Below are 15,392 nucleotides of genomic sequence, written 5' to 3'. Positions count from 1 at the left end.
GCAATTGTTAACCGCCGCGTGCCGCATCTGAAATCCGTCATTAACTTCGCCGCGTTTAGATGGCAGCAACACAACGTGAGCCACGATACAGAGAGCGCCGGGCCACGCTGTTGCCACGCTAACGAGGAGAGACAAAGTGATGAAACGTAGCCTGATCAGTGTTGCCGTCTTGCTGGGTGTTGCCGCCTCGGCACAGGCTGCCAGCCTGAAGATTTCCTGTGGTGCCGTCGGCCAGGAGCTGGAACTGTGCAAGCAGGCGGTGGCGCAATGGAGCAAGAAGACCGGCCACGATGTGCAGGTGGTGGCCACCCCCAACGACTCCAACGAACGGCTGGCGCTGTACCAGCAGATCCTGGGCAGCGGCTCGGACAAGATCGACGTCTTCCAGATCGACGTGGTCTGGCCCGGCATCCTCGCCAACCACCTTGCCGACCTGAAACCGCTGGCCAGGGGCGCCGAGAAGCAGCACTTCGCCGGCATCGTCAGCAATAACACCGTGGCCGGCCGCCTGGTGGCGATGCCGTGGTTTACCGACGCCGGCCTGCTGTACTACCGCAAGGACCTGCTGGCCAAGTACCGGCTGCCGGCACCGAAAACCTGGGAAGAGCTGACCGCCAGTGCCAAAAAGATACAGGACGGCGAGCGCGCCGCCGGCAACGACAGGATGTGGGGCTATGTGTGGCAGGGCCGCGCCTACGAGGGTCTGAGCTGCGACGCGCTGGAGTGGCTGGTCAGCTACAAGGGCGGCACCATCATCGACAATGCCAGCGGCAAGCCCACCATCAACAATCCGCAAGCGGTGAAGGCATTGCAGACCGCCGCCGGCTGGGTGGGCACCATCACGCCCAAGGCGGTGCTGAACTACGGCGAGGAAGAGGCGCGCGGCGTGTTCCAGGCCGGCAATGCCGTTTTCATGCGCAACTGGCCTTACGCCTGGGCGCTGACCCAGAAGGACGACAGCGCGGTCAGGGGCAAGGTCGGCGTGATGGCCCTGCCCAGGGGCGGGGCGGACGGCCGCAACGCCGCCACCCTGGGCGGCTGGCAGCTGGCGGTGTCGAAGTACACCAAGAACCCGCAACTGGCCGCCGAGCTGGTGCTGTTCCTGACCGGCAGCGAGGTGCAGAAGCAGCGCGCCATCAACGGCGCCTACAACCCGACCATCGGCGCACTGTACCGCGATCCGGCGGTGCTGAAAGCCAACCCCTTCTTCGGCGAGTTGTACAACACCTTCACCAGTGCGGTGGGACGGCCATCCTCGATCACCGGCACCCGCTACAACCAGGTCAGCAACCAGTTCTGGAATGCCACCCACGACGTGCTGTCCGGCAAGTCCGATGCCGCCTCGGCTCTCGCGCGGCTGGACGCCTCGCTGAAGCGGCTGGCGCCGGCCGGCTTCGGCCGCGCGCAGTAAGCCGCCATCCCGGCCTGCCGTCGGCAGCGCCGGGACGTCTTCCCCTGTTGAACCTGTCGTCCAACCCGTGTTCCGGCGTGCGGCCAACCTTGCGGTTGCCCGCCAACGTTGGCCGCGGCGTGGCGACCTGCTGGAGTCACGCTCATGTCGAGTGAAACCCTCGCCCCGCCGTTGTGCCTGCCGCCCCGGGCGGTCTCTTCGCTGCAGCGCTCGCGCCAGCGCATGGCCTGGCTGCTGGTGGCGCCGTCCCTGCTGGTGTTGCTGGCGATTGCCGGCCTGCCGCTGCTGCGTACCTTCTGGATGAGCCTCAGCGATGCGCAGCTGGCGGACTTGTCCAGCCGCCAGTTTGTCGGGCTGGCCAACTACATCGGCGACAGCGGTGTGCTCAGCGATCCGGAGTGGTGGGGCGCGGTGCGCAACACGCTGTGGTTCGCGCTGATGTCGGTGGGCATGGAAACCGTGCTCGGACTCGGTATCGCCCTGATGCTCAATCACCCGTCGCGGCTGAAGACGCTGCTGCGGGCAGCGGTGCTGGTGCCGTGGGCCATTCCCACCGTGGTGTCGGCCAAGATGTGGAGCTGGATGCTGCACGACCAGTTCGGCGTCATCAACGCCATGCTGCTGGCGCTCGGCCTCATCGGCGAGCCACTGGCGTGGACCGCCGATCCGGACCTCGCCTTTGTCACCATCGTGCTGGTCGACGTGTGGAAAACCACGCCCTTCATGGCGCTCCTGATCCTGGCCGCGCTGCAGATGGTGCCCTCTGACTGCTACGAGGCGGCGCGGGTGGACGGCGTGCCGAAATGGTCGGTGTTCCTCCATCTCACCCTGCCGCTGATCACCCCGGCGGTGCTGGTGGCGATGATTTTCCGCACCCTCGACGCGCTGCGCGTGTTCGACCTGATCTACGTGATGACCTCCAACAGCCGCACGACCAAGAGCATGTCGGTCTACGTGCGCGAGCAGATGATCGATTTCCAGCTGGTCGGCTATGGCTCGGCGGCAGCGACGCTGCTGTTCCTGATCATCGCGCTGATCACGCTGGCCTACATGGCGCTGGCGCGCCGCCGCATGGAAGGACACTGAAATGAAAAGAATGGCATGGACCGACGTGCTGTACTGGCTGGCGCTACCGCTGGTGTTGCTGTTTGCGCTGTTTCCCTTTGTGTACGCCATCGCCAGCTCGTTCAAGCGCGGCAATGCGCTGTTCTCCAGCGATTTCTGGCCGCAGACATGGAGTGCGGCCAACTATGTGGCGGTGTTCGCCGAGCAGCCGTTCGGCCAGAACCTACTCAACTCGGTGCTGGTCGCCGGCGGCGTGGTGCTGCTGTCGCTCTCCGTATCGCTGCTGGCCGCCTACGCGCTGGGGCGGGTGACGTTCCGCGGCCGCGGCCTGCTGATGATGACCATCCTCGGCGTGTCGATGTTTCCGCAGGTGGCCATCCTGTCCGGCCTGTTCGAGCTGATTACCTGGCTGGGCCTGTACGACAGCCTGTGGGCGCTGGTGCTGTCCGACCTGATCTTCACGCTGCCGTTCACGGTGTGGGTGCTGGTGACCTTCATGCGCGAGCTGCCGAAGGAACTGGAAGAGGCGGCGCTGATGGACGGTGCCGGGGTGCTGACCGTGATCTTCCGCATCTTCCTGCCGCTGCTGTGGCCGGCGGTGGCGGCCACCTCGCTCTTGGCCTTCATCGCGGCGTGGAACGAGTTCCTGTTCGCGCTCACCTTCACCCTGTCCGGCGAGCAGCGCACCGTGCCGGTGGCCATCGCGCTGATTTCCGGCGCCAGCAGCTACGAGCTGCCGTGGGGCAACATCATGGCCGCCTCGGTGATCGTGACCGTACCGCTGATCGTGCTGGTGCTGATCTTCCAGCGTCATATCGTGTCGGGCCTCACCGCCGGTGCGGTGAAGGGCTGATTTTCAATTGGCCACGAAACCCACGAAAAACACGGAATAAAAGCGGGATAAATTTTCTTAAGAATTGCGTGGTTTTTTCTGGGTAATGGATAGCGGTCGTTTCACCTCTGGAATGGCCGTGTCCTGATTTCGTGGGTTTTGTGGATTTCGTGGCGAAAGGTTTTTACTATGCAAACAAATAAAGACTGGTGGCGCAATACCGTTATTTACCAGATTTATCCGCGCAGTTTCCAGGACAGCAATGGCGACGGTATCGGCGACTTGCCGGGGATTACCCGCCGCCTGCCGCATATTGCCGAGCTGGGCGCCGAGGCGATCTGGATTTCACCGTTCTTTACCTCGCCGATGGCCGATTTCGGCTACGACGTGTCCGACTACTGCGACGTGGACCCGATGTTCGGCACGCTGGACGATTTCCGCACGCTGGTCGGCCGCGCCCACGAACTGGGCCTGAAGGTGCTGATCGACCTGGTGCTGAGCCACACCTCCGACCAGCACCCGTGGTTTGCCGAAAGCCGCACCAGCCGCGACAACGCGCGCGCCGACTGGTACGTGTGGGCGGATGCCAAAGCGGAAGGCTCGCCGCCGAATAACTGGCTCAGCATCTTCGGCGGCAGCGCCTGGCAGTGGGATGCGCGCCGCGGCCAGTACTACCTGCACAACTTCCTCACCAGCCAGCCCGACCTCAACTTCCACCAGCCGGCGGTGCAGGATGCGGTGCTGGACGTGGCGCGCTTCTGGCTGCAGCTGGGTGTGGACGGCTTCCGTCTCGACACCGTCAACTTCTACACCCACGACGCGCAGCTGCGCGACAACCCGCCGCAGCCGGCGGGCAGCTATGCCGGCGGCGTGCCGCGGAGCAATCCCTACGCCTTCCAGCGCCACCTGTACGACAAGACGCAGCCGGAAAACCTGCCGTTCATCCGCCGCCTGCGCGCGCTGTGCGACGAATTCGGCGCCATCACCGTGGGCGAGATCGGCGACGACCAGCAGTACCAGACCCTGCGCGACTACACCGCCGGCAGCGAGCTGCTGCACATGGCCTACGTGTTCACCCTGCTGACCGAGCGCTGCGATCCGCCCTACCTGCACGAGGTGCTGGCCGAGTACCTGCGCGAGGCCGGCGACGCCACCGTGTGCTGGGCGCTGTCCAATCACGACAATAGCCGCGTGGTCAGCCGCTGGGCGGCGCTGGGCGGCAGCGAGGCGGCGCGCGCGCGCGTGTTTGCCGCGCTGCTGCTGAGCCTGCCGGGGCCGGTGTGCCTGTACCAGGGCGAGGAATTGGGCTGGCCCGAGGCCGAGGTGAGCTACGAGCAGCTGCAAGACCCGTACGCCAAGGTGCTGTGGCCCGAGTACAAGGGCCGCGACGGCTGCCGCACGCCGATGGCGTGGGACGACGGCGCCGACGGCGGCTTTGGCAGCGCCGCACCGTGGCTGCCGCTGGCGCCCGCGCACCGCGCGCAGGCTGTGGCGCGGCAACAGGCGGAGGCGGACAGCACGCTGAGCTACTGGCGCCGGCTGCTGGCTTGGCGCGGGACGCAGCCGGCGCTGCGGCACGGCGAGCTGCAATTGCAGCCGGCCGATGCGCAGCTCCTGTGTTTTGACCGCGTGCTGCCGGAGGCACGCGTGCGCTGCGTCTTCAACCTGTCCGCCACTGCGGCCAACCTTGTACTGCCGGCCGGCGCCCGCGTGCTGGCGGCCAGCCATCCGGACGCCGGCCGGGTCGAAGATGGCCAGCCGCTGCCGGCCATGTCGGCCGTCTTTGTTTCCCTGCCACAGGAGTACGCAGCATGAGCCAGATCCGCTTGCAGCACATCCAGAAACGCTTCGGCGACAACCCCATCCTCGCCGATATCGACCTCACCATTGAACGCGGCGAGTTCTGCGTGTTCATCGGCCCCTCCGGCTGCGGCAAGTCCACGCTGCTGCGCCTGATCGCCGGGCTGGACGACGCCAGCGGCGGCGACATCCACATCGACGGCGTGCGCGTTAACGATCTGCCGCCGGCCCGGCGCGACGTGGCCATGGTGTTCCAGAGCTACGCGCTGTATCCGCACATGACGGTGTACGACAACCTGGCCTTCGGCCTGCGCCACCTGAAGCTGGGCGAGGCCGAGATCGAGCGCCGCGTGCGCGTCGCCGCCGAATCGCTGCACCTCACGCCGCTGCTCGCGCGCAAGCCCGGCGCGCTGTCCGGCGGCCAGCGGCAGCGCGTGGCCATCGGCCGCGCCATCGTGCGCCAGCCCAAGGTGTTCCTGTTCGACGAGCCGCTGTCCAACCTCGACGCCTCGCTGCGGGTCAAGACGCGGGTGGAAATCGCCCGCCTGCACCGCGAGCTGGGCAATGTCAGCATGATCTACGTCACCCACGACCAGACCGAGGCGATGACGCTGGCCGACAAGATCGTGCTGCTCAAGCCGCTGGCCGGGCAGGAGGGCATGCCCAGCATCGCCCAGGTCGGCCATCCGCTGGAGCTGTATCACCATCCGCGCAGCCGTTTTGTCGCCAGCTTCATCGGCTCCCCGGGGATGAACGTCTTCGATGCCGAGGTGCTGGCCGCCAGCGGCGACGGCGTGCAGTGCCGCGCCGGTGGCCAGGTCCTGGACGCGGCGGTGAACGGTCGCCATTGCGCTATCGGCAGCACGCTGACGCTGGGCGTGCGCCCGGAGCACGTGCTGTGCGGCGAAGGCCCGCATCTGGGCCGCGTCACCCACCTGGAGCACCTGGGCGAGCACAGCTACGCCTATCTCGACTGCGCGCTGTCCCCGGCGCCGCTGGTGGTGAAGGTGATGCAGTCGGCACTGGCGATCGGCGACACGCTGCGCTTCGCACTGCCTGCCGGGCAACTGCACGCCTTTGTCGCCGATGGCGAGGCGCTGCCAAGGTTGGCCGCATTGCCGCCGGCGGCAATGCGGGCGGTCAGTGCGGTAGCCTGATGAAGGGCATCAAACAGGCAAAAGGCGCAGTGCGCCTTTTGTTTTATCCGCTTTATTTCAAATATTAATCAGGCGTTAATTTTGTTATTTAAATTTTGTTGTGTTTAACCAATTCATTTTTAATATTGAATCAATTTTTACGGTAATGAATTGGCTGCGGGTTTTATATTGTTTTTAATGTCTCTCAGCCGACAGGCTGCAAAATAAAACACAACAGAGAGAGACAACATGAAACATACTTTTATCGCAATGGCGATGATGGGCGCCTTTTCTTCTGCCGCGATGGCGGAGGATTTCATTAAACTGACCGGCAAGGCGGAAATCGGTTTTCACGCCTTCGAGGAAAACGGCGTCTCGAAACGCGAATTCCAGGATGCCGGCTCCGAACTGAATGTCGTCGGCCAGGCCGACATTGGCAACGGCCTGACCGCCTTGCTGCAGGTCAATACCGACGTCAAGCTCGACAACAGCAAGGGCAGCGACCATTTCGCCAACGGCGATACCTTTGTCGGCCTGCGCGGCGACTTCGGCACCGTCAAGCTGGGACGCGGCATCAATGCCTACGGCGACGGCTACTTCAAGGCCAATTTCTACAAGTACGACATCAGCCCGGCCAGTGCCGGCATTCCGTCCGGTGGCGGCGACAACCGTGGCGCCTTCAAGTACGAAGCGCCGGTGCTGGACGGCCTGGCGCTGTCGCTGAGCTACGCGCCGGGCAAGGACAAGACCGAGAGCACCCGCGCCACCGACGCCTGGGCGGTCAGCGGCACCTACGAAAAGGGCCGCTTCGGCGTGCGCCTGTCGCAGGCCGGGCAAAGCAGCGTCAATGGCCGCAGCAAGCAGGACACCCTGCTGGCCTTCAAGCTGCTGCCCACGCCGGGCCTCACGCTGTCGCTTGAGCTGGATCGTGCCCGCAACGAGTCGGGGCAGCGCCAGCTGGCCAGCGCCACCTATGCGGAATACAAGCCGGCGCGGCTGGGGCTGCGTGCCGGTTACCTGACCGCCAGCGACGCCGGCTTCGTGGCCGGCAGCCGGCAGCGTACGGCCTTGCTGGGGATGGACTACGATCTGTCTGCCAAGAACAGCCGCTTCCAGACCAGCCTGTTCGTGGAGGCGAGATCGGACAAGCTGGACGGCGGCCCGCGCAATCGCGACCTGATCGCCGGCGTGCACATCGGCTTTTGAGCGACGCCGTACGGCAACAACGCCTGCCGTTGCTGGCAGGCGTTTTTCATTTGGCAACGGCCGGCATCCTGTCCGGCCAGGAAGGACAACACGATGAAAACGGAATGGCCGCAACTGGTCGCGCTGGGCGAGGCGCTGACCGACCTGATCGACGATGGCGATGGCCGCTGGCTGGAGCGCTGCGGCGGGGCGCCGTGGAATGTGGCGCGCATCATGGCGCAGTGGGGCGTGGGCAGTGCCTTTGCCGGCGCGGTCAGCCGCGACTGCTTCGGCGAGCGCCTCCTCGCGGCCAGCCGCGACGCCGGCCTGGACCTGCGCTTCTTGCAGCAGTACGACCAGTCGCCGCTGCTGGCGATGGTCTACGGCACGCAGCCGCCGCGCTACTTCTTTGTCGGCGACGACAGCGCCGATTTGTACTTCGATCCGGCTTTGCTGCCGCAAGGTTGGCCGCAACACGCGCAGTGGGCGCTGTTCGGCGGCATCAGCCTGGCGCGGCCGCCGCTGGCCGCGCGACTGCTGCAGGTGGCGCAAGCGCTGAAGCGGCAGGGTGTGCGCCTGTGTTACGACCCGAATTTCCGGGTGCTGATGGACGAGCGCTACGATCCGCTGTTGCGGACCATGGCCGGACTGGCCGACGTGATCAAGGTATCGGATGAGGACCTGCACGGCCTGTTTCGTCACCACGACGTGGCTGCGGCGCTGGCCACGCTGCAGCAGTGGCAGCCGCAGGCGCTGATCATGCTGACCCGGGGCGCGACAGGGGCGGAGCTGTGGCAGGGCGGTGCCTGCCTGGCGCGTTGCGTGCCGCCCTCGCTGCGGGTGGTCGATACCGTGGGCGCCGGCGATGCCAGCATGGCCGGGCTGCTGTACAGCCTGATCACCCGGCCGCAGGCGACGGCGCAACAGCACCTGCAGCAGGCCGTGGCCAGCGGCAGCGCGGCCTGCCTGCTGGCCGGCGCCAACGTGCCCGCGCTGGCAGCGGTCACGGCCTTGCTCGACTGAAACGCCACGCAAGCCTGGTCGCAGGCCATGCCGGCGGCAACCCTGTCGGTAGCAGGGTTGGCGCTGGCCGGTGTGCGCGCCATAATCGGCGGTTCGCCGGCGTTGCCGTCCCCGCGTTGTCGCGGGGCGGCAATGCAATCGCCATCGTCCCGCCACAGGTCCTCCCCCATGCGCCGAATGCTTGCCCTGCTACTGTGTTGCCTCAGCCTGCCCGCGATGGCGCTGTCGGTGACCTTCATCAATCCCGGCAAGCACGACGAGGTGTACTGGCTGACCGCGACGCGGGCGATGGAGGCGGCAGCAAGCGATCTCGGCATCCGGCTGCAGGTGCTGTACGCCGAGCGCGAGCACCCGCGCGCGCTGGCGCTGGCACGGCAGATCATCGCGCAGCCGGCGGCGCAGCGGCCGGATTACGTGGTGTTCAGCAACGACTACGGCACCGCGCCGGAGCTGCTGCGCCTGTTCGAGGCGGCCGGCATCCACAGTTTCATGGCGTTCAGCGGCCGCGACGACCAGCCGGGCCAGCCGGCAATCGGTCTGCCGCGCATGCACTTCCGCCACTGGCTCGGCTCGCTGGAGCCGCGCGCCGAGGACGCCGGCTACCTCACCGCGCGGGCGCTGATCGAGCGCGGCCGCCGCGCCGGCCTGCCGCGTATCAATGGCAAGCTGCCGCTGCTGGCTATCGGCGGCGACCGGTCCACGCCCAGTTCCCTGCTGCGCAGCGAAGGCATGCGCCGTGCGGTGACCGAGGCCGGCGACGTGGTGCTGCTGCAGGAGGTGTACGCCGGCTGGAGCCAGCAGCGCGCAGAGGAGCAGGGCGGCTGGCTGTTCCGGCGCTACCCGCAGGCGCGGCTGCTGTGGGCCGGCAACGACCTGATGGCCTTCGGCGCGATGGATGCCTGGCGTCAGCGCGGCGGTCAGCCGGGCAAGGACGCCTTCTTCAGCGGCATCAATACCTCGGCGCAGGCGCTGGCGGCACTGCGCGACGACAGCCTCAGCGTGCTGGCCGGCGGCCACTTCATTGCCGGTGCCTGGTCGCTGGTGATGCTCTACGATTACCATCATGGACGCGACTTTGCCGACGAGGGGCTGGAGCTGGTGCGGCCGATGTTCACCCTGTTCAACGACCGCAGCGCGGCGCAGTTCATGCAACGCTACGGCAAGCTGGATTTCAGTCGCGTCGATTTCCGCCGTTACAGCAAGCAGCACAACCCCGGGCTGCGTCGCTACAACTTCGATTTCCGCCAGCTGCTGTAATGCACGAGGAGTCATGGTGACCGCTGCCTACCGTCCGCTCGCCCATGTGCTGATCCGCCGCATCGTGCTGCTGGCGACCGCCTGTGCGCTGCTGCTCAGCGCGGTGCAGGGCGTGCTGACCTACCGCCAGGTGCAGCAGCGCTTCGAGGCCACGCTGCAGGACATCGTCAGCAGCAACCTGCCGATGCTGTCGGTGGGCATCTGGGACATCGAGGCCGAGGCGGTGCGCCGTCAGGTGGAAACCATCGTCGCCAAGCCGGAGATCGGCTATGCGCGGCTGAATGTCGCCACCGGCCAGGTGTTCGAGGCCGGCGACGCCGCGCTGCTGCGGCAGCAGCCGGGCCGCCGCTTCGAGATTCCGCCGCCGCGCGGCAGCGGCGAGGCGCTGGGCACGCTGCTGATCGTGGTGCAGCCGGCACTGCTGTACCAGGCGCTGACGCAGGCGCTGCTCGCCATCTTCCTCGGCTACCTGCTGCTGACGCTGCTGATCTGCAGCCTGGTCGCCTACGTGCTGCGCCGCGAGGTGGAGCACCCGCTGCGCGGCATGGCCGAGTTTGCCGGCCGGCTGGCGCCGTCGTCGCTGACCGTGCCGCTGCAGCTGTCGCGGCCGGCGCGGCCGCATCACGACGAGATCGACCTGGTGGCGCGCGGTTTTGCCACGCTGCAGGCGGCGATCAGTCGCCACATCGATACCCTCGACCAGCAGGTGGAGGAGCGCACCCGGCAGCTGGATGCCGCGCTCAGCGACATCCGCGAGCTGTCGATCCGCGACGGGCTGACCGGCTGCTACAACCGCGCGCTGCTCAGCGAGCGGCTGCCGTCGGAGCTGGAGCGCGCGCAGCGCTACCAGCGGCCGCTGGCGGTGGTGTTTTGCGACGCCGACCACTTCAAGCCGGTCAACGACCGTTTCGGCCACCTCGCCGGCGACGAGGTGCTGCGTGCCATCGCGCTGCGCATCGGCAGCCAGCTGCGGCAGGACATCGACTGGGTGGTGCGCTTCGGCGGCGAGGAGTTCGTCATCGTGCTGCCGGAAACCGATCTTGCCGCGGCGCTGGTGACGGCGGAGCGACTGCGCGCGGCGATCAGCACCTCGGTGATCCTCGCCGACGGCCGCACGGTGCAGATCACCGCCAGCCTGGGGGTGGCCGCGTTCCAGAGCGGGGAGGACGTGGAGAGCCTGCTCAACCGCGCCGATACCCAGCTGTACCTGGCGAAGCAGGGCGGGCGCAACCGGGTGATGGGCTAGCCGCCGTCACCGTGTAGCCTCGCCTCTGTCGTCGCCATTGCGGCCAACCTTGTCTCAAGGTTGGCCGCAGTGTTTGGTAGGTCGCGGCACGCAACCGGGGTGCCGGCGGGAACTTGCCATATACCCTAGTGGGGTATATGATGGCTTAGCGTTGACCATTCCCGGAGCCGTGCCATGTCTGCTACCCGCATCACCCTGCCTGTCGAAGGCATGACCTGCGCCGCCTGCGCGCTGCGCATCGAAAAAGTGCTGTCGCGGCAACCGGGGGTCAGCGCCAGCGTCAGTTTTGCCAGCGAGAGCGCGCAGATCAGTTATGACCCGCAGCAACGCAATGTCGAACAGCTGGTGGCGGCGATCGGGCAGGCCGGCTTCAGCGTGCCGCCGCAAATACTGCAGCTGGAGATTGAGGGCATGACCTGCGCCGCCTGCGCCACGCGCATCGAAAAGGTACTCAACCGCCAGCCGGGGGTGAGCGCGACGGTCAATTTCGCCAGCGAGACGGCACGGCTGCAGCTGGCGCCGGGCGCACCCGACACCGCGCAGCTGCTGGCGGCGGTGAGCCAGGCCGGCTACGGCGCCCGCATCGCCGAGGAACAGGGCGGCGACAGCCGTGAGCAGCGCGCCGCTGCGCGCTACCGGCAGGAGCTGCGCTGGTTCTGGCTGGCGGCGGCACTGACGCTGCCCTTCCTGCTGGAAATGGTGCCGATGCTGCTGGGCAGCCATCACGGCTATCTGCCGCGCTACTGGCAGCTGCTGCTGGCTACCCCGGTGCAATGGCTGGCCGGCTGGCGTTTCTACCGCGGCGCCTGGCACGCGCTGCGCGGCGGCGGTGCCAATATGGACGTGCTGGTGGCGCTGGGTACCGGCATGGCGTGGGCGTGGTCGGCGTGGGTGACGGTGGCCGGCTGGTCGCAGCAGCACGTCTATTTCGAGGCCAGCGCGGCGGTGATCACGCTGGTGTTGCTGGGCAAGCTGCTGGAGGCGCGTGCCAAGGGCCGCACCGCCGGCGCCATCCGCAGCCTGCTGGCGCTGACCCCGAAAACCGCCCGCGTCGAGCAGGGTGGCGTGGTGCTGGAGAAACCGCTGTCGGCACTGCAAACCGGCGACGTGGTGCTGGTGCAGCACGGCGAACGGGTGGCGGTGGACGGCACCGTGATCGACGGCGCGGCGGTGCTGGACGAGAGCCTGCTCACCGGCGAAAGCCTGCCGGTGGAGCGCCGCGCGGGCGACAGCGTCTACGCCGGCACCCACAACCAGGGCGGCATGCTGAAGGTGAGCGCCACCGCGGTCGGCAACCGCACCCAACTCGCCGCCATCGTGCGCCGCGTCGCCGAGGCGCAGGGCAGCAAGGCGCCGATCCAGCAGCTGGCCGACCGTATCTCGGGGGTATTCGTGCCGGTGGTGGTCGCTATCGCCACGCTGACTTTTGCCGCCACCGGACTGCTCACCGGCGACTGGCAACAGGCGCTGATCCACGCGGTGGCGGTGCTGGTGATCGCCTGTCCTTGCGCGCTGGGGCTGGCGACGCCGACCGCCGTGATGGTCGGCATGGGCAACGGCGCACGTCGCGGCGTGCTGTTCCGCAATGCCGCGGCGCTGGAGCATGCGGCGGCGATCCGGCTGCTGGTGGTGGACAAGACCGGTACCCTCACCGAAGGCAAGCCGCAGGTCAGCGACCTGCTGCCGCTGGCGGAGGTGGACGAGAACGGCCTGCTGGCGCTGGCCGCCGCCGCCGAGGCCGGCTCCGAACACCCGCTGGGGCGTGCGGTGGTAGCCGCCGCCAGCGCCCGCGGCCTGTCCCTGCCGGCGGTGAGCGCCTTCCAGGCGCACGTCGGGCAGGGCGTCAGCGTCACGCTGGCCGGCAGCACGCTGCGGGTCGGGGTGCCGGACTGGGCGCTGGGCAGCGTGCCGGCGGCGGCGCAGCCGTGGTACGCGCAGGGCAAGACGGTGCTGGCGGTCAGCCGCGACGGCGTGGCGCTGGGGATGATTGCGCTGGCCGACCAGCTGCGCGCCAGCTCGGCGCAGGCGGTGGGCGCGCTGCAGGCGCAGGGTATCCGCGTGGTGATGCTGACCGGCGACAAGCTGGCCAGCGCCGAACACATCGCCGCGCAGGCCGGCATCGCCGAGGTGCACGCCGCGTTGCGGCCGGAGGACAAGGCGGCACTGGTCAAGGCGTGGCAGGCGCAGGGGCAGGTGGTGGCGATGGTTGGCGACGGCGTCAACGACGCACCGGCGCTGGCCGCGGCCAACGTCAGCTTTGCCATGGGCGCCGGCTCCGATGTCGCCATCGACACCGCCGACGTGACGCTGATGGCCGGCGACCTGCTGCACCTGGTCGACGCCATCCGCCTGTCGCGCGCCACGCTGCGCAAGATCCGCCAGAACCTGTTCTTCGCCTTCATCTACAACGTGCTCGGCATCCCGCTGGCGGCACTGGGGCTGCTCAATCCGGTGATCGCCGGCGCGGCGATGGCGCTGAGCTCGGTGTCGGTGGTCAGCAACTCGCTGCTGCTGCGCCGCTGGCGGTAGTTGACGGTTGGCGTTGCGGCCAACCTTGTGCCGGCTGGCCCGGCACCGCTCGCTGCCTGCAGTCCGGCGGCCTTCTCCAGCCTCAGGCCAGCGGCACGAACCACTCCTCGTGCCGCGCCAGCGCGGCCAGCAACGGCCGTGCCGCCAGCGCACCTTGCAGCGCCTGCTGCAGCGCGGCGGTGTCGGCCACCGGCTCGTACACCTCCATCCAGGTCTGCGCATCGTCGCGGCGTTGCAATAATCTGCTCTTGATGTTGGTTGTTTTCTCGATTTCTGCCAGTAGCGTTTCTGCCTGTTGCCGGATTGGCAGAATGTTGTCCTGCACGCGGTAGTAGATGTAAAGCGCGGCGGCCATGTTTACTCCTTTTGCACTGCAAAAATAAGGTTATGATAGCCGCTTCGATAGCGACAGAACGGGACGGTAGCATGCAGGCGGGTGAGGGCAAGTTGACCCTGGTGGTGATCGGCGTCGGCCTGATTGGCGGTTCGTTTGCGCTGGCACTGAAGCGTGCCGGCAAGGTTGGCCGCGTGATCGGGGTCGGCCGCTCGGCGGCCAACCTGGAGCGCGCCGTCGAGCTGGGCGTCATCGACGAGGCCAGCCACAGCGCCGCCGACGCGGTGCGCCACGCCGACATCGTGCTGGTGGCGACGCCGGTGGGGCAGATGGCGCGCGTGTTCGCCGACATTGCACCGCAGCTGCCGGCACACTGCGTGGTCACCGACGGCGGCAGCACCAAGAGCGACGTGGTGGCGCTGATGCGCACGCAGCTGCCGCGGCAGCTGGCGCAGTGCGTGCCGGCGCACCCGATTGCCGGCTCCGACCTGTCCGGCGCCGTCGCCGCGCAGTACGGCCTGTACGACAACCGCCGCATCGTGGTGACGCCGCTGCCGGAAACGGCGCAGGCCGCCGCCGCTCTGGTGCGTGAGCTGTGGCAGGCCTGCGGCGCGCGGGTCTACGAGATGAGCGCCGCCGAGCACGACGCGGTGTTCGCCACCGTCAGCCACCTGCCGCATCTGCTGGCCTTCGCCTATGTCGACATGATTGTTGGCAAGGCCGACGGTGAGCGCTGTTTCGATTTTGCCGCCACCGGTTTTCGCGATTTCACCCGCATCGCCGGCAGCCATCCGGAGATGTGGCGCGATATCGCGCTGGCCAACCGCGACGCGCTGCTGGCCGAGCTGGACGGCTACCGCGCGGCGCTGGACAGCCTGCGCGATGAGCTGGCCAGCGGCGATGCCGCGGCGCTGACCGCGCGTTTCGAGCGCGCGCGCGAGGCGCGCCACGGCTGGCACCAGAAGTTCCTGCGGGGCAATGCATGAGCGCGCCGCACGCCACCACCATCTGGGTCGACGCCGACGCCTGCCCGGCGGTGATCAAGGACATCCTGTTCCGCGCCGCCGACCGCACCGCCACCCGCACCGTACTGGTCGCCAACCAGCTGCTGCGCGTGCCGCCGTCGCCACACATCCGCGCACAGCAGGTGCCGGCCGGCTTCGACGTTGCCGACAACCACATCGCGCAGCAGGCGCAGCCGGGCGACATCGTGGTCACCGCCGACATTCCGCTGGCGGCGCAGGTGGTGGCCAAGGGCGCGCTGGCGCTCAATCCACGCGGCGAGCTGTACAGCGACGCCACCATCCGCGAGGCGCTGACGCTGCGCAATTTCATGACCGAGCTGCGCGACAGCGGGGTGCAGACCGGCGGCCCGGGGGCGTTCAGCCAGCGCGACCGCGCCAACTTCGCCGCGCAGCTGGACAAGCTGCTGCACAAGTTGGCCGCACGCCGCCGCTGATCCATCGCCGCGGTCACGGCCAGCCTGTGCGAACACAGCCTCACCGCGTAGCTGAACCAAGGCGCGCCGCCGAGGACCGCAGCAGGCCTCACGACAAGGCGGCACAACCCAGCAT

13 protein-coding genes are annotated in these 15,392 nt (G+C 67.7%); 12 read left to right on the top strand and 1 reads right to left on the bottom strand.

Going from position 1 to position 15,392, the window contains the following annotated elements; genetic code table 11:
- Positions 1 to 139 precede the first annotated feature (139 nt).
- The 10 genes from NOM55_RS10985 (at position 140) to NOM55_RS10940 (ending at position 13,484) form a co-directional block, all read left to right on the top strand.
- Positions 140 to 1,411, top strand: coding sequence for an ABC transporter substrate-binding protein (locus NOM55_RS10985; protein ID WP_255908609.1), 1,272 nt, complete (start codon positions 140 to 142; stop codon positions 1,409 to 1,411).
- A 144-nt stretch (positions 1,412 to 1,555) separates the two neighbouring features.
- Positions 1,556 to 2,497 carry a carbohydrate ABC transporter permease gene (locus NOM55_RS10980; RefSeq protein ID WP_255908608.1) on the top strand — a complete coding sequence of 314 codons (942 nt, stop codon included), beginning with the start codon at positions 1,556 to 1,558 and terminating at the stop codon, positions 2,495 to 2,497.
- 1 nt (position 2,498) lies between these two features.
- Positions 2,499 to 3,329 (top strand): carbohydrate ABC transporter permease, encoded by an 831-nt coding sequence (locus NOM55_RS10975; RefSeq protein WP_255908607.1) that lies wholly within the window; start codon positions 2,499 to 2,501, stop codon positions 3,327 to 3,329.
- Positions 3,330 to 3,497: 168 nt separating this feature from the next.
- Positions 3,498 to 5,123, top strand: a complete 1,626-nt coding sequence (locus NOM55_RS10970; protein ID WP_255908606.1) for an alpha-amylase family glycosyl hydrolase — start codon at positions 3,498 to 3,500, stop codon at positions 5,121 to 5,123.
- On the top strand, positions 5,120 to 6,265 hold the full coding sequence (locus NOM55_RS10965; RefSeq protein WP_255908605.1) for an ABC transporter ATP-binding protein: 1,146 nt from the start codon (positions 5,120 to 5,122) through the stop codon (positions 6,263 to 6,265). The genes NOM55_RS10970 and NOM55_RS10965 overlap by 4 nt, the downstream gene beginning before the upstream one ends.
- A gap of 228 nt (positions 6,266 to 6,493) precedes the next feature.
- Positions 6,494 to 7,450 (top strand): porin, encoded by a 957-nt coding sequence (locus tag NOM55_RS10960; RefSeq protein ID WP_255908604.1) that lies wholly within the window; start codon positions 6,494 to 6,496, stop codon positions 7,448 to 7,450.
- A gap of 93 nt (positions 7,451 to 7,543) precedes the next feature.
- Positions 7,544 to 8,452 (top strand): carbohydrate kinase, encoded by a 909-nt coding sequence (locus tag NOM55_RS10955; RefSeq protein ID WP_255908603.1) that lies wholly within the window; start codon positions 7,544 to 7,546, stop codon positions 8,450 to 8,452.
- Positions 8,453 to 8,620: 168 nt separating this feature from the next.
- Complete coding sequence (locus NOM55_RS10950; RefSeq protein WP_255908602.1) at positions 8,621 to 9,709, top strand: ABC transporter substrate-binding protein; 1,089 nt, start codon at positions 8,621 to 8,623, stop codon at positions 9,707 to 9,709.
- Positions 9,710 to 9,722: 13 nt separating this feature from the next.
- Positions 9,723 to 10,955 carry a diguanylate cyclase gene (locus NOM55_RS10945; RefSeq protein WP_255908601.1) on the top strand — a complete coding sequence of 411 codons (1,233 nt, stop codon included), beginning with the start codon at positions 9,723 to 9,725 and terminating at the stop codon, positions 10,953 to 10,955.
- 174 nt (positions 10,956 to 11,129) lie between these two features.
- Positions 11,130 to 13,484, top strand: coding sequence for a heavy metal translocating P-type ATPase (locus NOM55_RS10940; RefSeq protein WP_255908599.1), 2,355 nt, complete (start codon positions 11,130 to 11,132; stop codon positions 13,482 to 13,484).
- Between the two features lie 82 nt (positions 13,485 to 13,566).
- Here NOM55_RS10940 and NOM55_RS10935 read toward each other — a convergent pair whose 3' ends face one another.
- Positions 13,567 to 13,839, bottom strand: coding sequence for a DUF4936 family protein (locus NOM55_RS10935; protein WP_255908598.1), 273 nt, complete (start codon positions 13,837 to 13,839; stop codon positions 13,567 to 13,569).
- A 71-nt stretch (positions 13,840 to 13,910) separates the two neighbouring features.
- Here NOM55_RS10935 and NOM55_RS10930 point away from each other — a divergent pair, with 71 nt between their 5' ends.
- Positions 13,911 to 14,804 carry a prephenate dehydrogenase/arogenate dehydrogenase family protein gene (locus NOM55_RS10930; protein WP_255908597.1) on the top strand — a complete coding sequence of 298 codons (894 nt, stop codon included), beginning with the start codon at positions 13,911 to 13,913 and terminating at the stop codon, positions 14,802 to 14,804.
- Positions 14,801 to 15,277, top strand: coding sequence for a YaiI/YqxD family protein (locus NOM55_RS10925; RefSeq protein ID WP_255908596.1), 477 nt, complete (start codon positions 14,801 to 14,803; stop codon positions 15,275 to 15,277). The genes NOM55_RS10930 and NOM55_RS10925 overlap by 4 nt, the downstream gene beginning before the upstream one ends.
- Positions 15,278 to 15,392: the final 115 nt, after the last annotated feature.

The organism is Vogesella sp. AC12 (assembly GCF_024437575.1).
GTDB classification, from domain to species: domain Bacteria; phylum Pseudomonadota; class Gammaproteobacteria; order Burkholderiales; family Chromobacteriaceae; genus Vogesella; species Vogesella indigofera.
The sequence above is the reverse complement of the archived record's forward strand: the minus strand, read 5'-3'. Positions and strand labels throughout refer to the sequence as shown.

Bases quoted from the DNA above. Each gene is read 5' to 3' on its own strand.
- NOM55_RS10985 (WP_255908609.1), top strand. From the start codon at position 140: ATGAAACGTAGCCTGATCAGTGTTGCCGTCTTGCTGGGTGTTGCCGCC.
- NOM55_RS10980 (WP_255908608.1), top strand. From the start codon at position 1,556: ATGTCGAGTGAAACCCTCGCCCCGCCGTTGTGCCTGCCGCCCCGGGCG.
- NOM55_RS10975 (WP_255908607.1), top strand. From the start codon at position 2,499: ATGAAAAGAATGGCATGGACCGACGTGCTGTACTGGCTGGCGCTACCG.
- NOM55_RS10970 (WP_255908606.1), top strand. From the start codon at position 3,498: ATGCAAACAAATAAAGACTGGTGGCGCAATACCGTTATTTACCAGATT.
- NOM55_RS10965 (WP_255908605.1), top strand. From the start codon at position 5,120: ATGAGCCAGATCCGCTTGCAGCACATCCAGAAACGCTTCGGCGACAAC.
- NOM55_RS10960 (WP_255908604.1), top strand. From the start codon at position 6,494: ATGAAACATACTTTTATCGCAATGGCGATGATGGGCGCCTTTTCTTCT.
- NOM55_RS10955 (WP_255908603.1), top strand. From the start codon at position 7,544: ATGAAAACGGAATGGCCGCAACTGGTCGCGCTGGGCGAGGCGCTGACC.
- NOM55_RS10950 (WP_255908602.1), top strand. From the start codon at position 8,621: ATGCGCCGAATGCTTGCCCTGCTACTGTGTTGCCTCAGCCTGCCCGCG.
- NOM55_RS10945 (WP_255908601.1), top strand. From the start codon at position 9,723: ATGGTGACCGCTGCCTACCGTCCGCTCGCCCATGTGCTGATCCGCCGC.
- NOM55_RS10940 (WP_255908599.1), top strand. From the start codon at position 11,130: ATGTCTGCTACCCGCATCACCCTGCCTGTCGAAGGCATGACCTGCGCC.
- NOM55_RS10935 (WP_255908598.1), bottom strand. From the start codon at position 13,839: ATGGCCGCCGCGCTTTACATCTACTACCGCGTGCAGGACAACATTCTG.
- NOM55_RS10930 (WP_255908597.1), top strand. From the start codon at position 13,911: ATGCAGGCGGGTGAGGGCAAGTTGACCCTGGTGGTGATCGGCGTCGGC.
- NOM55_RS10925 (WP_255908596.1), top strand. From the start codon at position 14,801: ATGAGCGCGCCGCACGCCACCACCATCTGGGTCGACGCCGACGCCTGC.